Raw genomic sequence first — 18,861 nt, 5'->3', positions numbered from 1 at the left:
TCCGTGGCGGAGCTTGGGCAGAGAGGCAACACTGAGGGGCCGCGCTAACCGCGCGTCAACCGCCAGGGTTGATCGTAAGGGACACGACCGCTAGCCAGCTTGACAGTGGAACGAACCGGGACGCCGATGACCGTGAACAGCTCCCCGATCGTCGTGTTCGATCTCGACGGCACTCTCGCCGAGACCGCGGGCGACCTGATCGGCACCCTTAACGTCATCCTCGCCCGTGAGGGCCACGCGCCGCTTCCCCTCGAACAGGCCCGCGACCTGCTCGGTGCGGGCGCGCGCGCGCTGATCCAGCGCGGCTTCACGGTCGCGGGCGCGAGCCTGACGCCGGAGCGGCTGGAGGCCCTGTTCCAGGACTTCCTTGACCATTACGGCGACCATCTCACCGACAACTCCTTCCTCTTCCCCGGTGTGATCGGGGCGCTCGACCGGCTGGAGGCGGCGGGCTTCCGCCTCGCGATCTGCACCAACAAGGTCGAGTCGCACGCGGTGGCGCTGCTCGATGCCCTGGGCATCGGACACCGCTTCCGCACCATCGTCGGCAAGGACACCTTCGCCTACTCGAAGCCCGACCCGCGTCACATCACCCTGACCGTCGAGCGCGCCGGGGGCGATCCGCTCCGCGCGGTGATGGTGGGTGATTCCAGGGCCGACGTCGCCGCAGCGAAGGACGCCGGCATCCCCGTCGTCGGCGTGACCTTCGGCTACACCCCGGTGCCGATGCGCGACTTGGCGCCCGATTGGATCATCGACCATTTCGACGCCCTGCCCGAGGCGGTCGACGCCCTCCTCGCCCGCGAGAGCGTGAAGCCCGCGGCCTGAGCCCAGGGCAATCGCTTGAAGCGATTTCCCTGGTTTCTTGGCGTGCCTCAGTCGCCGGCGCCCGCCTCCGCGGGCTTAGGCTTTCGCTCTGCTCGATGCTTTTCAGGACGGAAGTCCTGAAAAGCCCGCTTCGCGCGGCGCTCTTCGCGCCGCGAAGCCGCCAAAACGGCTTCGAGCGATTGCCTTGGGCCTGAACCTCCACACCGCTTGCACCCGCGCGGGCGCTGGGCCACTGAGCGTTGCGACGGGGCCTGGAGCCGCCCCGCAGGGCGCGAGAGGCAGACCGGCGACATGAGCGAGACGGATACCTTCGACCTGACGCTGGAGCGCATCGCGCTGATCCGGCGGATGGTCGTGGCCTGGAACGGGGCGGAGGCCGGCGCGCCGATGATCCATCCGGACGCGCCCTACGGCAGCACCGACCGCGACGGCGACATCTTCAACGTCACCGGCGATGACGAGGGCGCGGACGAGGAGCACCGGGCGATGGGCGACGCGCTCGCCGTGTTCCTGCAGAACGCCGTGCTGAAGCCCGGCCGCTACCAGTATCACAACCCGCTCGCCAAGCTGGCGCCGGCGGATGTCTTCGACGTGTTCCGCGACGAGGCCACGGGCGAGACGCCCGAGCACATCACCTTCGAGGTGACCGACGAGCACCTGCGGCTGCTGCCGCAGCTCAGCCTCGAATGGGACGACGCGTACGACGTGCCGAGCGTCGATCCGAAGCGGCCCTACGGCGCCATGACGTGGTACACGGTGGAGATGGCGGTCCATCTCGGCGAGCCGCCGGAAAAGGATGCCGATGGCCGCGCCATCCTGACCGACGAGCAGGAGAGCCGCCTGGAGCGCCTGCACCGCGAGATGCAGCCGGCGATGCAGATCTTTCTGCGCTACGGCGATCTCGGGCCTGGTCCGTTCCGCCAGCCCGAGGGCACGATCGGCTGGGAACCGGCCTGACGACAGGCGATCCTTCTTTGCGAATCGCTGCTCCCTCCGCCTAACAGCGGAAGGGCAGTGCAGCGATTTCGAAGGAAGAAGCCGGATGAAGCGAGGATCGATCGCGGGACGGGTGCCGGGCGCCCTCATCCTGGCGCTGGCAGCGCTGGCCTCGCCCGTCCAGGCCAACGACAGCGCGGCGACCCTCGATGCGGGCGGCCTCGTGCTGGTGCGCGATGACGCGATCGAACTGGCGAGCGAGGATCTTCGCATCGCCATCGACCGCATCGACGTCGATTACGTCTTCCGCAACCGCTCGAAGGCGCCGCGCACCCTGCGTCTCGCTTTCCCGCTGCCGCCGATCGACGGGGCCGAACTCTCGTTCAGTGCGCTCTCGCTGCCGGTCCAGGGCAGCGCCAACTTCGTCGGCTTCACGGTCAAGGCCGACGGCAAGGCCGTCGAGCCGGCCCTGGAGGAGCGCGCCTTCCAGGGTACGCAGGAGGTGACCGAGCGCCTCAAGCGGCACGGGCTTCCGCTCAATCCACTGCGACGCGAGGAGTTGGCGACGGCGCTCAAGCGCCTCGCGCCCGCCGACCTCAAGGCCCTGCACGGGGCCGATCTGCTGTCCGAAGCAACGCCTGACGCCGGCGCCCAGTGGCGCAGCGAAGCCAAGTTCCACTGGGAGCAGACCTTCCCGGCGGAGGCGGAGCTGCGCATCGCCCACAGCTACGCGCCGATCGCGGGCAACTGGTTCCTCTCGCCCAAGGAGGCTGCGGCGCGCGACTTCCGTGCCCGCTACTGCCTCGACGATGCCGGCCTTGCCGGGATCCGGCGCCTCGCCGCAGCGAAGCCCGAGGGCTACACCCGCGCCTTCGAGGTGCCCTACATCGTCACCACGGCCCGGAACTGGGCCGGCCGGATCGGCCGCTTCACCCTGACGGTGGACAAGGCGCGCGCCGACGCCCTGGTCAGCTTCTGCCGGCAGGGCGTGCGCAAGACGGGTCCGACCACCTTCGTCTGGGAAGCCCGCGACTACGTGCCGGATTCCGACCTGCGCGTGCTCATTGTCTCGAACGATCCCGCCTTGTTGGGCGATCGCTGAGGCGCGGGGCTCAGCCCTCGCGCTTCTTGCGCTGCGCCAGCGTCCGCAGGCGCAGGGCGTTGAGCTTGATGAAGCCGGCCGCGTCGCGGTGGTCGTAGGCGACGGCGCCTTCCTCGAAAGTGACGAGGTCCTGGTCGTAGAGCGAGTGCGGGCTCGTCCGGCCGATGACGTGGACGCCGCCCTTGTAGAGCTTGAGCCGCACCTCGCCGGTGACCTTCTCCTGGCTCTTGTCGATCAGCGCCTGGAGCATCTCGCGCTCCGGCGAGAACCAGAAGCCGTTGTAGATCAGCTCCGCGTATTGCGGCATGAGCTGGTCCTTGAGATGCGCGGCGCCGCGGTCGAGGGTAATCGACTCGATCGCCCGGTGGGCCGGCAGCAGGATGGTGCCGCCGGGCGTCTCGTACATGCCGCGGCTCTTCATGCCGACGAAGCGATTCTCGACGAGATCGAGCCGGCCGATGCCATTGGCGTGGCCCAGTTCGTTCAGCTTGGCCAGCAGGGTGGCGGGCGAGAGCCGCTCGCCGTCGATCGAGACGGCGTCGCCGCGCTCGAAGCCGATGGTGATGACGGTCGGCTGGTCCGGCGCCTCCTCCGGCGAGAGCGTGCGGGAATAGACGTAGTCGGGCACCTCGACGGCCGGGTCCTCCAGCACCTTGCCCTCGGAAGAGGCGTGCAGAAGGTTGGCATCGACCGAGAACGGGCTCTCGCCGCGCTTGTCCTTGGCGATCGGGATCTGGTGCTGCTCGGCGAACGCGATGAGCTGCTCGCGCGAGCGCAGATCCCATTCACGCCAGGGCGCGATCACCGTCACGTCGGGCTTGAGCGCGTAGTAGCCGAGTTCGAACCGGACCTGATCGTTGCCCTTGCCGGTAGCGCCGTGGCAGACGGCGTCGGCGCCGACCGCTTCCGCGATCTCGATCTGCTTCTTGGCGATCAGTGGCCGGGCGATCGAGGTGCCGAGCAGATAGACGCCCTCGTAGACGGCGTTGGCCCGGAACATCGGGAAGACGTAGTCGCGGACGAATTCCTCGCGCAGGTCTTCGATAAAGATGTTTTCCGGTTTGATGCCGAGAAGCTCGGCCTTGCGGCGGGCCGGCTCCAGCTCCTCGCCCTGGCCGAGATCGGCGGTGAAGGTCACGACCTCGCAGCCGTAGGTGGTCTGGAGCCACTTCAGGATGATCGAGGTGTCGAGTCCGCCCGAATAGGCGAGAACGACCTTCTTGACGGATTTGTTCGGGCGGGCGTCGGACATGGTGTTGGGCTCGGGCAACAGGGTGCTGGCGGATTAACAGCGGAGGTGCGCGGCGCGCAACCGGCGGGGCGGCATGCCCGTTGCCCCGTTTCCGATCCGGCCTGTCCCGGAGCGCCGCCACAGACGTGGTAGGGTCGCCGGCAGGACGGACGGGCCGATCCGGAGAATCGACGAATGCCGCGGCGACCGACCCTGGAATTCTGGTACGAGTTCGCTTCGACCTATTCCTACCTCTCGGCCATGCGCATCGAGGCGCTGGCCGAGGCGGCCGATGTCGAGCTGCGCTGGCGTCCGTTCCTGCTCGGGCCGATCTTCGCGGCGCAGGGCTGGACCAACTCGCCGTTCAACCTCTACCCGGCCAAGGGCCGCAACATGTGGCGCGACCTCGATCGCGAGGCCGCCCGGTTCGGGCTGCCGCCTGTGACGCGCCCGAACCCGTTTCCGCAGAACTCCCTGAGCGCGGTGCGCGTGGCGACTTACGGCGCCGACCAGGACTGGCTGGTGCCGTTCTCCAAGGCGGTGTTCGAGACGAGCTTCGCCAAGGGCTCCTCCATCGCCGAGCCGGCGGCGGTCGGCCGGATCCTCGATTCGCTCGGGCTCGACGGCACCCAGATCCTCAAGGCGGCGGCCTCCGAGGCCAACAAGAGCCGCCTGAAGGTCGCGGGGGAGGAGGCCCGCTCCCGCGGCATCTACGGCGCGCCGAGCTTCCTCACCGGGGACGGCGAGCTGTTCTGGGGCAACGACCGCCTGGAACAGGCTCTGGCCTGGGCCGCCGGGGACCGGCCCGACGGGTTGCGGTGAGAGCCTGGGGGCCGATGCGTCGCGCCCAGCCCGTACTCAGAGTTTCTCAGACGACGACAGGTTCGGCCGGCGGCGTCATCGTCCGGAGGCCGTCGAGCAGGTCCGCCATGGGCTGCGGCATGCCGATCAGGTAGCCCTGCACGTAGCGGCAGCCGTGGCCGCGCACGGCGTTCAACTGCTCCGTGGTCTCGATCCCCTCGGCGATGCCGTCCAGCCCGAGGTTCTGGCACAGGTCGAGGATGGTGCTCACGACGCTGCGGCCGAGATCGGTCTCGACATCGGCCATGAAGCCGCGGTCGATCTTGATCCGGTCCAGCGGCAGGCGATGGACGTAGTTGAGGCTCGAATAGCCCGTTCCGAAATCATCGAGCGCGATCTTGATGCCCAGCGCACGCAGCAGGGTGATCGCCTTCTGCGCGCCGTCGAAGTCGCGCATCAGCGCCGTTTCCGTCAGTTCCAGGGTGATCCGGCGGGGATCGAGCCCGCTCCGGCGTACGGCGGCGAGAATGGCGATCACCGTCTCGGATGAGGCGAGGTCGTGCGAGGAGAGGTTGAAGGACAAGCCGATCTCGGGCGGAAGACGGGCCGCGTCGGCGAGCGCCTTGCGCAAGAGAAGCAGCGTCACCGAATGGATCATGCCGCAGCGCTCCGCCACGGCGATGAAGCGGTCGGGCGGCACGCGTCCGAGCTTCGGACTGGTCCAGCGTGCCAGCGCCTCGACCGCGGTGATCCGGTCCGTCACGGTGTCGAGGATCGGCTGGTAGTGCATCTCCATCTCGGCGGCGAGATCCGCGCTCTGCAGCGCCGTCTCCACCGCGCGCGCGTCGCGGATTGCGTCCTCGTGCTCCTGCGAGAACAGCGTCGTGGAACCCCGCTTGCGCTCCTTGGAATGGTAGAGCGCGTAATCGGCCCGGTCGAACAGCGCGTCCGCGGCGCGTCCGGCCTGGGGGTAAAGCGCGAGCCCCCCCGAGCAGCCCGGCACGACCTGCGTCTCACCCAGCGCGATCGGCGCGTGCAGCCCCGCGCAGATCCGATTGCAGAGGTCCACCACCTCGTCCGGACGCGCGGCCGCATGGATCAGCACGCCGAACTCGTCACCGCCGAGGCGTGCGATCGTCACGCCGCCGCCGGCGAAGGTTTGGAGCCGGCGCCCGGTCTCCTCCAGCACCCGGTCTCCGGCGGTGTGGCCGAACGTGTCGTTGATCGGCTTGAAGCGGTCCAGGTCGAAGATCGCGAGGGCGAAGGTGGCATCGGGTCCGGCCGAGGCGGCGATCAGGGCATCGAGGCGCTGGAAGAAGTATCGCCGGTTGGGCAATCCGGTCAGGCTATCGGTATGGGCCAAGCGCTGGTTTTCCTCGCTCAACCGCTGCGCCTCCGCCTTCGACGCGACCAGTTGCAGGAAGGCCAGGAAGTTGTTGGTGAGGATGCGCACCATCACCACGGTGACGAAGGCCGTGTTCAGTGCGATCGCGATGAAGACGCTGTTCCCGCTCGTGAAGCAGTGGATCAGGAACACGCCGATGACGATGAACGTCACCAGCAGGGCCGCGATCGGGAGATGCGTCAGGCAGAAGATGCAGGCAATGACGGTGATCGCGACGAAGATCGCGACGTGACCCTGTTCGAACGGGCCGCCATATCCGTTGAGCATCATCGCCCAACCGACGAAGAGGGCCGAGAACAGGATGGTGAGGAGGCTCGTGCCGCGCAGCCGCTTCAGGGCCCTGGCTCCAGCGATGTCCTGCGGACGCAGGCGCCACCAGTGGAGGGCGCGCACCATGCACAGGGCGATCATCAGACCGGGCAGTCCGATCGTCAGCCAAGCCGGCGCGAAGGGGTAATGAGTGAAGGCGAGCGCGCAGGCGTTGATGGAGAGCAGCGCGTAGAGCGACGGAATCTGTTTCCGCAACTCTACAAGCTGATGGATGCAGGCCTCGGGGTCTGTATAGCCCGATACGATCCCACTCAGCAATTCTTTGCGGCCGCGGATGAATTTCATCGAATCCTACCGACAACCGGACGCCGAGTCGCCAACACGTTACGCGTGCATCCGTACCAATAGGATTTACTTGGTCCGATACCTCCTAAGATTTTATTGCACCGAAGCAATCCAACTCATGAATAGGCTTCCGAGCGTCGATCAGCCGAAGCCGACATCCATTCCGGCCCACTGGCACAACCACACGCCTGCGGAGACCGTCGTGCCTGAGTGCCGTTTGGGACATGCGCCCCGCACCGGACTATGCGCCGGAACCGGCAGCCCGATCGACGACCGGAACGACGGAGGTCGGGACGGTTCATCCGCGTGTCGCCGTATCGACATGGATGTCGCGGCCCCGCGTCTCCGGTAGCAACAGGGCGGCGGCGGTGCCGACGAGGCTGAAGGCGGCGAGGTAGTAGGCCGGCGCCATCCGGTCGCCGGTGGCGGCGATCAGCCAGTTCACGACGTAGTTGGTGCTGCCGCCGAAGATCGAAACGGACAGGGCGTAGACGACGGACAGCCCGGCGCTGCGCACCGCCCGCGGCAAGGCCTCGGGAATGGCGACGATGATCGCGGCCGCGTTGATCGAGGACAGGGCCGAGAGCAGGAAGGTGACGGCGTAGACGCTGAACGCGGTGGGCTCCCGCAGCATCCACAGGAAGGCCGGCACGGCGAGCACGAGGATCAGCGCCCGCGGCCAGACCATGACCGGCTTGCGCCCGAACCGGTCGGCGAGCCAGCCGCCCAGCAGCGGGAAGATCACCGAGGCGAGCCCCAGCGCGATCGGCACGGCGTTCGCGGCCATCTCCGAGAGGCCGAGTGTCGCCCCGGCATAGACCGGCATGTTGGTGCCCACCGCGTTCGACACGGTGGAGGCGGCAATGACGAGGAAGGTGAGGGCGAGCATCCGCCCGTGCCGGCGCAGCAGCCGGCCGAGCACCGCGCTCGTCGAGGCGGCGGCGGCGGGGTCGTGGCCCTCGCCCGCGGTCTCGGGCAGATGACTGCGGATCACGAGGCCAACCGGCACGACGAGGAGGCCGAGGCCGAACATCAGCCGCCAGCCCCAATCGGCCATGGCCGCCTCGCCGAGGATCAGCGTCAGCACCGTTGCGAACAGGCCGGCGAACAGCGCGGCGCAGCCCTGGCTGGCGATCTGCCAGCTCGTGACGAAGCCGCGGTGACGGGCCGGAGCGGCCTCGATCAGGAAGGCGGTGGAGGGGCCGACCTCGCCGCCGAGCGCCAGCCCCTGAATCAGCCGCCCGACGATCACGATCACTTGCGCCCAGCCACCGATGGTCGCCGTACCGGGGCAAGCCGCCAGCATCAGCATGCCGACCGCCATCAGCGCGATGGTGATCAGCATGGCGGGCTTACGTCCGGCCCGATCGGCGAACGCGCCGATCAGCACCCCGCCCACGGGCCGCATCACGTAGCCGATCCCAAACAGGGCGAGCGAGGCGAGCAGGCTGTCGGTCGGGCTATCCGAGGGGAAGAAGGTCGCGCCGATCGATTTGGCGAAGAAGGCGTAGATGGTGAAGTCGTAGAATTCGAGAGCGTTGCCGAGCACGACAGCGCCCACGGCCTTGCGGTCGAGGCGCGTCGGCGCGGCGCGGGCGGGCGAGTGCATCGTGATCCTGTCGTGAGGTTCGGGAAGGTCGAGGCGCGGCGGAAGGCCGGTTCCGGGCAGAGCGCGTCGGTTGAGGGCGGCAGTTAGGTCGCCGCCACGACACCGCCACCCCCGCCGGGCCGCGCATCCGCCGGACCGCCGCCTGTTGCCGACCACGTTTTCTTGAGCCGGCCGGCTTCCTCCCCGGTCCGATCGTGCTATCGGGCGCACGCATCGCGTCTCTTGAAACTGTCCACGCCTCTTGCGCCTGCTCGTCGTCGCCATCGGACGCCTGAAGAACGGGCCGGAGCGGGATCTCGCCGCCCGCTACCGCGAGCGCGCCGTCGCGCTCGGCAGGAGCCTCGGCGTCGCGGCCTGCGAGCTTGCCGAGATTCCCGAATCGCGCGCGCGCCGGACCGCCGACCGCGTCGCCGAGGAAGCGGCCGCGATCCTCGCCCTCGTGCCGGCCGACGCGGCGGTGATCGCCTGCGACGAGCGCGGCCGCTCCGACTGGCCGAGCGAGCGGATCGCGGACAAAATCGGGGCGTGGCGCGACGCGGGGCGGAGCAGCCTCGTTCTCGTCATCGGCGGGGCCGACGGCCTTCACGAGAGCGTGCGGGCACGCGCCGACCATATTCTCGCCTTCGGAGCGGCGACACTGCCGCACGGTCTGGTGCGCGTGCTCGCCCTCGAGCAGGTCTACCGGGCCCTGACCATCCTGGCCGGACACCCCTACCACCGGGGCGATCCCGAGGCATGAGATCACCGGTGACCGCCGACCCGAGGCCGACGACCCGAACGGCCAAGCCCACTGCCCTGCTGATGGCGCTCGCCTGCCTCGCTGGCAGCCTCGCCCTGCCCGTGCGCGCGCAGACGACACCCGATCCGGAGGCGATGCGGCGCACGCAGGAGGAGCGGGACCGGCGCGCCCAGAACCTCAAGCAGATCGAGGACGCGCTGGCGGCCAGCAGCGGCAACCGGGCGGCGCTCGAGTCCGAAATCGCCGCGATCGGCTCCGACCGGACCAAGCTCAGCGCTGCCCTGCTCGATGCCGGACGCCAGGCACAGGCGACCGAGGACCGGATGAACCGGCTGGAGGAGCGCCTGCGGGCGCTCACCGACAGCGACGCGGCGATCCGCAAGTCGCTGGAGGCGCGCCGGGCAGTGATCGCTGAGATTCTGGCCGCGCTCCAGCGCATGGGCCGCCGCCCGCCGCCCGCCGTTCTGGTGCGCCCCGAGGATGTGCTGGCGGCGATCCGCACCTCGATGATGCTCGGTGCCGTGGTGCCGGAGCTGCGTGGCGAGGCGGATACGCTGGCCGGCGACCTCACCGAGCTGGTGCGGGTGCGCGGCCTCATCGCCGCCGACCGCGAGGCGCTGAAGAAGGATCTCGCGGGCTGGGCCGCCGAGCGCCAGCGCCTCGACGCGCTGATCGCCGCCCGCCGCAGCCGTCAGGCGGAGGTCGAGACGAGCCTCACCGCCGAGCGCCAGAAGAGCGCCGAACTCGGCGCCCAAGCCAAGTCCCTCAAGGATCTCGTGGAGCGGATGGAGAGCGAGCTGTCGAGCGCGCGCCGCGCCGCCGACGCGGTGCGCGCCGCCGCCGAGCGGGAGCAGCGGGCGATCCAGGAAAAGTTCGCCGCGGCCAGTGCCCGCGATCCGGCGCGGTTGACGCCGAAAGTGAAGTTCACGGAAGCCCGCGGCGATCTGCCCAGGCCGGTGAGCGGCACGCTCGTGCGCGGCTTCAACCAGCCCGACGGCCAGGGCGGCACCACCCGCGGGATCTCGCTGCGGACGCGGGCCAAGGCGGTCGTGTCCTCCCCGGCGGACGGCTGGGTGTCGTTCGCCGGCCCCTTCCGCTCCTACGGCCGACTCTTGATCATCAATGCGGGCGACGGCTACTATCTGTTGCTCGCGGGGATGGATCAGATCAACGTCGAGGTCGGCCAGTTCGTACTGGCGGGCGAACCGGTGGCCGTGATGGGCGAGGGCAGCGGCCCCCCGGCAAGCACGCCAGCGAACGTGACGCAGGCTGCGTCACAGAAGGACGATGATCGGATTGATCCCGTCCTGTACGTCGAGTTCAGAAAAGACGGCGGCTCCATCGATCCGGAGCCGTGGTGGGCGAGAAGTTCCAGCGAGAAGGTTCGCGGATAATGCGCAAAGTGTCCCTCGTGTTGCTCGGCGCGGCCCTCGGCATCGGCGCCTCGGCCCTGTCGACCCAGACCCAACTCCTCTCCGGCACGAGCGCCATCGCGGCCTCGGCGGAAACCTACCGGCAGTTGAGCCTGTTCGGCGACGTGTTCGAGAAGGTGCGCACCGACTACGTCGAGAAGCCCGAGGAAGCGAAGCTGATCGAGTCGGCCGTCAACGGCATGCTGACCTCGCTCGACCCGCATTCCAGCTACATGGACGCGAAGGCCTTCCGCGACATGCAGACGACGACCAAGGGCGAGTTCGGTGGCCTCGGCATCGAGGTCACGATGGAGGACGGCCTGATCAAGGTCGTCTCGCCGATCGACGACACCCCCGCCTCCAAGGCCGGCCTGCTCGCCAACGACATCATCACCCAGATCGACGAGGATCAGGTCCAGGGCCTCACCCTGAACCAGGCCGTCGACAAGATGCGCGGCCCCGTGAACTCCACGGTGAAGCTGAAGATCTCCCGCAAGGAGGCCAAGGATCCGATCGACGTCTCGCTGACGCGCGACGTGATCAAGATCCGCCCCGTGCGCTCGAAGGTCGAGAGCGGCGATGTCGGCTACGTCCGCCTGACCCAGTTCAACGAGCAGACCTATGACGGCCTGAAGACCGCCATCGACAAGCTCCAGAGCGAGATCGGCGGCGACAAGCTCAAGGGCTACGTCCTCGACCTGCGCAACAATCCCGGCGGCCTCCTCGATCAGGCGGTGATGGTCTCCGACGCCTTCCTCGACCGCGGCGAGATCGTCTCGACCCGCGGCCGCAACCCGGACGAGACGCAGCGCTTCTCCGCCAAGGCCGGTGACCTGGCCAAGGGCAAGCCGATCGTCGTGCTGGTGAACGGCGGCGCGGCCTCGGCCTCCGAGATCGTGGCCGGCGCCCTGCAGGATCACAAGCGCGCGACCATCATGGGCACGCGCTCCTTCGGCAAGGGCTCGGTTCAGTCGATCATCCCGCTCGGCGGCCAGGGCGCCCTGCGCCTCACCACCGCGCGCTACTACACGCCGTCCGGCCGCTCGATCCAGGCCAAGGGCATCGAGCCAGATCAGGAGGTGCTGCAGGAAGTGCCCGACGATCTGAAGGGCAAGGACGAGACCAAGGGCGAGGCTGGCCTGAAGGGCCACCTGAAGCAGAAGGACACCGAGGAGCGCGGCGGTTCCTCGGCCTACATCCCGCCGGATCCGGCCAAGGACAAGCAGCTCATCGCCGCCGTCGACTTCCTGCACGGCATCCAGAAGGGTGCGGCCAACGTGACGAAGCCGGCCACGCAGAACTGATTGTGCCGGCCCGCGGCGGGCATCCGCTGCGGAGTTAGCGAAAGATTAACCATGACGGCCCGCAATACCGGTCAGACCGGGATTGCGGGCCGTTTCTCGTTGAAGGCCGGGTCCGGTCGTCCAATCCTACGCCAAAGAGGCGGGACGGCGGGTGAGCGACGCGGCCGACGACATCCTGACGAAGCCCCTCGGTGTCGCGGACAAGGCGGCCCGGCCGCGCTTCGCCCTGCCTCCGTCCGCAGGCATGACCGCCGGTGCCGGAGTCCTGGCGCTCGTCCTGATGGCGGGCGGCATCGCGCTCACCGGCGATCCCCGTGGCGGCGAGCCTCGGGCGCAGGCGCAGATCGAGATCCGCGAAGCCCCGGCCTCCCGCGTGACCGACGTGGCACCGCCCGCGCCGAAGAGTCCCGCCCAATCCGCGAGCGAGGTCGAGCAGGCCTCCGGCGTCACCGTCTTCCGCCCCGACGGCTCGACGGCACCCGACGCGCCGGTGATCATCCGCGTTCCGAATACCTCTCAGGTGAAGCTCGCGCCCGCGCCCGATCCGCGCCTGACCGAACGCGGGCGCCACGGCCCCCTGCCTCGCCTCGGCGAGGGTCGGCTCCGCCCCCTCGACATCTACGCTCGCCCGGACGAGCCTGGCACCGGGCCGCGCATCGCCGTCCTCGTCTCCGGTCTTGGGATCGGCGAGAACGCTACTCTCGGCGCCATCGCCCGGTTGCCCGCCGCGGTAAGCCTCGCGCTGTCGCCCTACGGCGGCGACCTGGAGAAGACCGCCACCCGCGCCCGCGAGGCCGGCCACGAGATCCTGCTCCAACTGCCGATGGAGCCGTTCGACTATCCCGACAGCGATCCCGGACCGCAGACGCTTCTGGCCTCGGCCCGACCGGGCGAGAACCTCGATCGGACAGCCTGGGCGATGAGCCGGTTTCCCGGTTTCATCGGCGCCGTGAACTTCATGGGCGCCAAGCTGATGAGCGAGCCCGGCGCCCTGGAGCCGGTCTTGAAGGATCTGTCCGCCCGCGGGCTCGGCTTCGTCGATGACGGGGCGGCCGCCGGCTCGCAGGCCGCGGGCGTCGCGGCCAAGATCAAGCTTCCGGCGGCCCGCGCCGAGGTGGTGATCGACGCCGTCGCCCGACCCGACGCCATCGACGCAGAACTCGCCCGCGTGGAGGCGCTCGCCCGGCAGAAGGGTCTCGTGCTGGCCTCCGCCGGCGCCTCGCCGCTGACGATCGACCGCCTGTCACGCTGGTCCCGCGATCTTGAGGCGCGGGGCATCCGGCTCGTGCCGGTCAGCGCGATCCTGCGCCGCCCTGGCAGCGTCGCCAAATTATCGAGCGCGGTCCCGTAGCCGACCGTCCTGAAAGACGGTCACCGGCGATCGAAGAGGACGATGCGAGGCGAGGCTGCGCCGCATCGGACCGGATCGGGTATCCCGCACGACGCTTCGAACGGAACCGCGGCTGAGTGCGGGCGAGGCGCTTCGCATCGCCTCCGGCCCTGTCCTCCCGGCCGTCGATCAAAATTTCTCGACAGACCGATACCCGATCGCGACTTTCTAGAAACGTTTACACGCAGTGATGGTATTTCAGTCCTAGCATTTGATAGTTTATCATCATCACGGGGATCGGATCTGTTTTTAATCCGAACGGTAGCAGGAAGTTCGATGAGCAATTTGTGATCCGGTAAGTGTTTGCCGGCAGGATCGTGCCGCTCGACCGACCAATTCGGGCCCAGTCGTCCTGTCGGAGCTCATCCGTGTCTCTCCAAACGCTTCCCATCCGCAGCAAGCTGATCGGCTCCTTCGCGCTGCTGACGATACTCCTCGTCGGCCTGGGCCTCCTCGGTCTCTTCGGCACGCAGACGATGCGCGATCAGGCGCTCGACATCGAGCGCAACTGGCTTCCGAGCGTGCGCCTGCTCGGCGAGATCGACACCGCGGCCGCCCGGATGAATGGCGTGATGCTGCGCCACACGCAGGCCGTCGATCCGCAGATGATCCAGACCATGGACAAGGATTTCGAGCGCTTCGGCAAGCTGATCGCTGACAAGCGCGCAGCCTACGAGCCCCTCATCACGACCGCGGAGGAGCGGACGCTCTACGACACCTATGTGCGCGAGGCCGCCGCCTTCGAGACCGAGCGGCGGATCGTGATGGATCTCTCTCGTCAGGGGCGCAAGGCGGAGGCCTTCACCTATTACGAGGCGAAGGGACTGGCGCCGCGCCGGGCGATGTCGAACGCCCTCGAGAAGCTGATCGCCTTCAACAACGAGGGTGCCGCCCGGGCGATGGAAACGGGCGAGGTCGTGTACCAGCGGGTCCGGACGATCGGCCTCGCCGTCCTCCTCTTCGGCGTCGCCCTTGCCGTCCTGCTCGCCGTGCTGATCATCCGCGGCGTCACCCGCGGCATCGCCTCCGTTGTCGGGCCGATGCAGGCCTTGGCCGCGGGCGACGTCTCGGTCTCGATCCCGCACCAGGGTCAGCGGACCGAGATCGGATCGATCGCGGACGCGGTCCAGATCTTCAAGGACGGCCTGATTCGCATGCGCAGCCTCGAAGAGGAAAGTGCCGCGGCCCGCGCCGGCGCCGAGGTGCAGCGCAAGGCGGCGATGCGCGAGATGGCCGAGCGGCTCGAGGGTGCCGTCGGCGGTGTCGTCAGCCTCGTCTCGTCCGCCGCCTCGCAGTTGCAGGCCTCGGCCCACGGCATGACCGGCGCCGCCACCCGGACCGCCAGCCAGTCGGTGAGCGTGGCGGCGGCGGCCGAGGAGGCGGCCACCAACGTCAACACCGTCGCCGCGGCGGCCGAGGAACTGGGCGCTTCGGTGCAGGAGATCGGCCGGCAGGTCAGCGGATCGACGAGCCTCGCCCAGGCCGCGGTCGGAGAGGCGGCACAGACGGCCGCCCATGTCCGGGCGCTGAACGCGGCGGTGGCCAAGATCGGCGACGTCGTCACCATGATCACCACAATCGCCGGCCAGACCAACCTGCTCGCGCTCAACGCCACCATCGAGGCGGCCCGCGCCGGCGAGGCAGGACGGGGCTTCGCCGTCGTCGCGGCGGAGGTCAAGGAACTCGCCAACCAGACCGCGCGGGCGACCGAGGAGATCTCCGGCCAGATCGGCCGGATCCAGGAGACCACCGGGCACGCGGTCTCGGCCATCGGCAGCATCACCGGTCGGATCGAGGAAATCAGCGCGGTGGCGGCCTCGATCGCCGCAGCGGTGGAGCAGCAGGGCGCGGCGACGCAGGAGATCGTGCGCAACGTCGCCCAGGCGGCGATGGGCGCGGGCGAGGTGACGAGCAACATCGCCGGCGTCGCCCAGGCCGCCGAGGAGGCCGGAGCGACCGCCGCCGAAGTGCTTGCCGCCTCCTCAGAACTGTCGCGCCAATCCGAGCATCTCTCGACGGAGGTCGGCCGCTTCCTGGCGAACGTGCGCGCCGCCTGACCGATTGCGGGAACAGCGGGGACGAAGGCGGGCGCGACCGAGGCCGCGCCCGCCTTCTTTGTGCGGCCTGCGATGGGCGGCAGGTCGGCGTTGCCCGCACCGGTTCGGCCACCTATGGTCGCGCCGCCAGCACGAGCCCGCGATGACCCGCCCCAACGACGACCTCCTGCGCCTGCCGGAAGGCAGCGCGCTGCCCTATCGCCCCTGCGTGGGCGTCGCTCTGTTCAATCGCGACGGCCTCGTCTTCATCGGACGGCGCAAGCGCGAGGCGGGTCCCGAGCACGTCGACGGCGAGCGCGCGTGGCAGATGCCGCAGGGTGGCATCGATGACGGGGAAGAGCCCCTCGCCGCGGCGCTCCGCGAACTCCACGAGGAGACCAACGTGCCGGCCGACGCCGTCACGCTGCTCGGCGAGACCCGCGACTGGCTCGCCTATGACCTGCCGCCGGCGGTCATGAAGCAGGCCTGGAAGGGCCGCTATCGCGGCCAGCGCCAGAAATGGTTCGCCTTCGGCCTGACCGGCAGCGAGGCGGTGATCGACGTGGAAGCCCCCGGCGGCGGTCACCACAAGCCCGAGTTCGAGGCGTGGCGCTGGGAGCGGCTGGAGGCGCTGCCGGATCTCATCATCCCGTTCAAGCGTCCGGTCTACGAGGGCGTCGTCGCCGCTTTCTCCGGGCTGACCGGCTGGCAAGGCACCGAGCGAAACGCCAGGGATAATCCGGCATGATGCCTCCGCGCATCCGCGGCTGATCCGATGCGGTGGTGGCTCATTCCCCTTCTCGCGGTGGCGGCTTGGTTCGCCTACACGTTGACGCCGTTCTGGTCGCTCTACGGCTTCGCCGCGGCGGTACAGGCGGGCGACGCCGCCGCGATCGAGCAGCGAGTCAACTTTCGCACGCTGCGCCTGTCGCTGGCCCGGCAGATCAGCGCCGCGGTGAAGGCCGACAGCAACGCCCTCGATCCGCGCGAGCGGCAGCGCATCGCCGACGCGGCGGCGGCTCTGGCTCTGCCGGTCATGGAATCGGCGCTGACCCCGCAGGCCGTAATCGACCTCCTCGACGACGGCTGGCCGCAGGGCGCCGACCTCGCCGCGCCGGCCAACCGGCACCAGCGGCGCGATGGCCTGCGCATCCCCGATCTCCGCCGGCTCTTGCGCTACTACGTCTCCTCCGACATGCGCGGCTTCCGCTCCGTGGTGATCCCCGTGCCGCCCGATCATCCGCGCCACGAGCAGTTCCGAATCCGCCTGCGCCTGCGCGACTGGGGGTGGCGCCTCGTCGATATCGAGCTGTCCGACGACCTGCGCCGCCGCATCGCCGAGAAAGCAGCCGCCGCAGCCACCCGCCTGCGCGACGGGCGCCCGAGTTCGGACAAGGCGCCCGCGGAAGCGCCCGCTCCGCGCGAGCCCTGACATCGCCCGACAGTCCTCAAGGCGGTGGTCTGGACGCCGGACACGCTCCCCATAGCTGAGCCGTCACGATCGGCCCCGCTTCCGGAGCGCTGCCTTGAGCCAGGACGCTGCACACAGTTCGGGCGCCGAGGATTCCGGCCCCGGCCGCCGCCTCGGCGCAGGGCTCCTGATCGCCACCCTCGGCGTCGTCTACGGCGATATCGGCACGAGCCCGCTCTACGCTCTCAAGGAGGCGGTGCGCGCCGCGAGCCCCGGCGGCCACCCGAGCCCGGTCGCTGTGACCGGCGCGGTCTCGCTGATCCTGTGGGCGCTGATCCTCGTCGTCGCGCTGAAATACGCGGTGCTGATCCTGCGCGCCGACAATCGCGGCGAGGGCGGCATCGTGGCGATGCTGGCCCTGCTCGGCGCCCGCCATGCGCAACCCGGCTCGCGGCAGGCGCTGCTGCTGGTCGTCGGCCTCGTCGGCGCCGCGCTGCTCTACGGCGACGGCGCGATTACCCCGGCGATCTCGGTTCTCTCGGCGGTCGAGGGCCTGCGGGTCGATGCCCCCGGCCTCGACCGCTTCATCGTGCCGATCGCGCTCGCGATCCTCGTCGGCCTGTTCCTCGTGCAGCGCCGGGGCGCCGCCTTCATCGGCCGGATCTTCGGGCCGGTGATGTTGGTCTGGTTTCTCGTGCTGGCCGCCCTCGGCGTCGGCGGCATCGTGCAGGCGCCGCAGATCCTCACAGCGATCAATCCGCTGCGCGCGGTCGAGTTCACGGCCCATGCCGGCCTGCATGTCGGCTTCGCGATGCTGGGCGCCGCCTTTCTCGCGGTCACCGGCGGCGAGGCGATGTATGCCGATCTCGGCCATTTCGGCGCGCGCGCGATCCGCGCCGCGTGGTTCGTGCTCGTGCTGCCGGCCCTGGTGATCCATTATTTCGGGCAGGGCGCGATCCTGCTGGTCGATCCGTCCGCGGCCGAGAACCCGTTCTACCGCCTCGCGCCGGGCCCCCTGCACTACCCGCTGATCGGACTGGCGACGCTCGCCGCCGTCATTGCCTCGCAGGCAGTGATCTCGGGCGTGTTCTCGCTGACCCGGCAATCGATCCAGCTCGGTTTCCTGCCGCCGCTGCGCATCATCCACACCGCCCCGGACGAGAGCGGCCAGATCTACGTGCCTCTGGTGAACTGGCTGCTCGCCGCCGCGACGCTCTCGGCCGTGCTGATCTTCCGCTCCTCCGATGCGCTGGCGGGCGCCTACGGCATCGCCGTGTCGCTTCTCATGGCGATCACCACCCTGCTCGCCGGCCTCGTCGCCCGCAAATGGGGCTACGCCCTGCCCGTCGTGCTCGCGGTCAACGGCTTCTTCCTCGTGATCGATCTGATCTTCCTCTCGGCCAACAGCGTGAAGCTGTTCGAGGGCGGTTGGTTTCCGCTGCTGCTGGCCGGCCTCATCGCCTTCCTGATGCTGACCTGGCGCAAGGGCAATGCCTGCCTGGAACAGGCGCGCATGGCCTTGCGCCCGCCGGAGGCGCGGTTCCTCGACGATCTGCGCCGCGACCCGCCGACGACCCTGCCGGGATCGGCCGTCTTCCTATCCTCGGCCACCGAGGGCATCCCGCTGCCGATGATGCGCTTCGTCGAGCGGCTCGGCGCCCTGCACGCCCGCGTGCTGATCGTGACCGCCCTGTTCGAGGAGACGCCGACGGTGCCGCGCGAGGAGCGCGCCCGCGTCACCGAGATCACCCCCGAGATCAGACGCATGGTGCTGCGTTACGGCTTCATGCAATCGGCCTCGGTTCCCGAAGGACTCGACTGCGCCGTGGCCGCCGGCCTCCTTCCGAAGGAGTTTACCGAGAATGTCACCGTCTTCGTCGGCCACGAGACGATTATCCCCGTCTCCGACCGGCGTGGGATGTCGGATTGGCGCGAGGCGGTGTTCGCGGTGATGCAGAACAACGCCGAACGCACCGGAGCCCATTTCTGCGTGCCAGCGCATCAGGTGATCGAGATCGGCACCGAGATCGAGATTTGAGGAC

At 69.2% G+C, this 18,861-nt stretch carries 15 protein-coding genes; 12 read left to right on the top strand and 3 right to left on the bottom strand.

Going from position 1 to position 18,861, the window contains the following annotated elements; genetic code table 11:
* Window positions 1-126: 126 nt before the first annotated feature.
* The 3 genes from gph (at window position 127) to LPC10_RS11610 (ending at window position 2,866) form a co-directional block, all read left to right on the top strand.
* Entirely contained in the window at window positions 127-828 is a 702-nt protein-coding gene (gph, locus tag LPC10_RS11620; RefSeq protein WP_231346805.1) for a phosphoglycolate phosphatase, read from the top strand.
* A 291-nt stretch (window positions 829-1,119) separates the two neighbouring features.
* Window positions 1,120-1,785, top strand: coding sequence for a hypothetical protein (locus tag LPC10_RS11615; protein ID WP_231346804.1), 666 nt, complete (start codon window positions 1,120-1,122; stop codon window positions 1,783-1,785).
* Window positions 1,786-1,870: 85 nt separating this feature from the next.
* Window positions 1,871-2,866, top strand: a complete 996-nt coding sequence (locus LPC10_RS11610) for a DUF4424 family protein (RefSeq protein ID WP_231346803.1) — start codon at window positions 1,871-1,873, stop codon at window positions 2,864-2,866.
* Window positions 2,867-2,876: 10 nt separating this feature from the next.
* Here LPC10_RS11610 and LPC10_RS11605 read toward each other — a convergent pair whose 3' ends face one another.
* Entirely contained in the window at window positions 2,877-4,118 is a 1,242-nt protein-coding gene (locus tag LPC10_RS11605; protein ID WP_231346802.1) for an argininosuccinate synthase, read from the bottom strand.
* A gap of 174 nt (window positions 4,119-4,292) precedes the next feature.
* Between LPC10_RS11605 and LPC10_RS11600 the strand changes: the two genes are divergently transcribed.
* Complete coding sequence (locus LPC10_RS11600; protein ID WP_108940201.1) at window positions 4,293-4,919, top strand: 2-hydroxychromene-2-carboxylate isomerase; 627 nt, start codon at window positions 4,293-4,295, stop codon at window positions 4,917-4,919.
* A 46-nt stretch (window positions 4,920-4,965) separates the two neighbouring features.
* On the opposite strand, the gene LPC10_RS11595 is transcribed toward LPC10_RS11600, so the two are convergent.
* Window positions 4,966-6,918: a bifunctional diguanylate cyclase/phosphodiesterase gene (locus LPC10_RS11595; RefSeq protein ID WP_231346801.1), complete on the bottom strand. Its 1,953-nt coding sequence runs from the start codon at window positions 6,916-6,918 to the stop codon at window positions 4,966-4,968.
* A gap of 298 nt (window positions 6,919-7,216) precedes the next feature.
* Complete coding sequence (locus LPC10_RS11590) at window positions 7,217-8,527, bottom strand: MFS transporter (RefSeq protein WP_231346800.1); 1,311 nt, start codon at window positions 8,525-8,527, stop codon at window positions 7,217-7,219.
* Window positions 8,528-8,768: 241 nt separating this feature from the next.
* Here LPC10_RS11590 and rlmH point away from each other — a divergent pair, with 241 nt between their 5' ends.
* The 8 genes from rlmH (at window position 8,769) to LPC10_RS11550 (ending at window position 18,857) form a co-directional block, all read left to right on the top strand.
* A complete protein-coding gene (rlmH, locus tag LPC10_RS11585; RefSeq protein WP_231346799.1) occupies window positions 8,769-9,266 on the top strand; it encodes a 23S rRNA (pseudouridine(1915)-N(3))-methyltransferase RlmH in 498 nt (165 codons plus the stop codon).
* Entirely contained in the window at window positions 9,263-10,660 is a 1,398-nt protein-coding gene (locus LPC10_RS11580) for a murein hydrolase activator EnvC (RefSeq protein WP_370644702.1), read from the top strand. Before rlmH ends, LPC10_RS11580 begins: the two co-directional genes overlap by 4 nt.
* Window positions 10,660-11,982, top strand: coding sequence for a S41 family peptidase (locus LPC10_RS11575; protein WP_108940196.1), 1,323 nt, complete (start codon window positions 10,660-10,662; stop codon window positions 11,980-11,982). The genes LPC10_RS11580 and LPC10_RS11575 overlap by 1 nt, the downstream gene beginning before the upstream one ends.
* Before the next feature lie 151 nt (window positions 11,983-12,133).
* Entirely contained in the window at window positions 12,134-13,333 is a 1,200-nt protein-coding gene (locus LPC10_RS11570) for a divergent polysaccharide deacetylase family protein (RefSeq protein ID WP_231346798.1), read from the top strand.
* A gap of 407 nt (window positions 13,334-13,740) precedes the next feature.
* Complete coding sequence (locus LPC10_RS11565; protein ID WP_231346797.1) at window positions 13,741-15,429, top strand: methyl-accepting chemotaxis protein; 1,689 nt, start codon at window positions 13,741-13,743, stop codon at window positions 15,427-15,429.
* A 142-nt stretch (window positions 15,430-15,571) separates the two neighbouring features.
* Window positions 15,572-16,156 (top strand): RNA pyrophosphohydrolase, encoded by a 585-nt coding sequence (locus LPC10_RS11560; protein ID WP_231346796.1) that lies wholly within the window; start codon window positions 15,572-15,574, stop codon window positions 16,154-16,156.
* A gap of 27 nt (window positions 16,157-16,183) precedes the next feature.
* The gene (locus LPC10_RS11555; protein WP_231346795.1) at window positions 16,184-16,840 is read left to right on the top strand and encodes a DUF2939 domain-containing protein; all 657 of its coding nucleotides are present in this window, start codon (window positions 16,184-16,186) and stop codon (window positions 16,838-16,840) included.
* A 94-nt stretch (window positions 16,841-16,934) separates the two neighbouring features.
* Complete coding sequence (locus LPC10_RS11550; RefSeq protein WP_231346794.1) at window positions 16,935-18,857, top strand: potassium transporter Kup; 1,923 nt, start codon at window positions 16,935-16,937, stop codon at window positions 18,855-18,857.
* Window positions 18,858-18,861: the final 4 nt, after the last annotated feature.

Source organism: Methylorubrum sp. B1-46, assembly GCF_021117295.1.
Classification (GTDB): domain Bacteria; phylum Pseudomonadota; class Alphaproteobacteria; order Rhizobiales; family Beijerinckiaceae; genus Methylobacterium.
The sequence above is the reverse complement of the archived record's forward strand: the minus strand, read 5'-3'. Positions and strand labels throughout refer to the sequence as shown.

Excerpts from the sequence above, each read along its gene's own strand:
- gph (WP_231346805.1), top strand. The coding sequence starts at position 127 with ATGACCGTGAACAGCTCCCCGATCGTCGTGTTCGATCTCGACGGCACT.
- LPC10_RS11615 (WP_231346804.1), top strand. The coding sequence starts at position 1,120 with ATGAGCGAGACGGATACCTTCGACCTGACGCTGGAGCGCATCGCGCTG.
- LPC10_RS11610 (WP_231346803.1), top strand. The coding sequence starts at position 1,871 with ATGAAGCGAGGATCGATCGCGGGACGGGTGCCGGGCGCCCTCATCCTG.
- LPC10_RS11605 (WP_231346802.1), bottom strand. The coding sequence starts at position 4,118 with ATGTCCGACGCCCGCCCGAACAAATCCGTCAAGAAGGTCGTTCTCGCC.
- LPC10_RS11600 (WP_108940201.1), top strand. The coding sequence starts at position 4,293 with ATGCCGCGGCGACCGACCCTGGAATTCTGGTACGAGTTCGCTTCGACC.
- LPC10_RS11595 (WP_231346801.1), bottom strand. The coding sequence starts at position 6,918 with ATGAAATTCATCCGCGGCCGCAAAGAATTGCTGAGTGGGATCGTATCG.
- LPC10_RS11590 (WP_231346800.1), bottom strand. The coding sequence starts at position 8,527 with ATGCACTCGCCCGCCCGCGCCGCGCCGACGCGCCTCGACCGCAAGGCC.
- LPC10_RS11580 (WP_370644702.1), top strand. The coding sequence starts at position 9,263 with ATGAGATCACCGGTGACCGCCGACCCGAGGCCGACGACCCGAACGGCC.
- LPC10_RS11575 (WP_108940196.1), top strand. The coding sequence starts at position 10,660 with ATGCGCAAAGTGTCCCTCGTGTTGCTCGGCGCGGCCCTCGGCATCGGC.
- LPC10_RS11560 (WP_231346796.1), top strand. The coding sequence starts at position 15,572 with ATGACCCGCCCCAACGACGACCTCCTGCGCCTGCCGGAAGGCAGCGCG.
- LPC10_RS11555 (WP_231346795.1), top strand. The coding sequence starts at position 16,184 with ATGCGGTGGTGGCTCATTCCCCTTCTCGCGGTGGCGGCTTGGTTCGCC.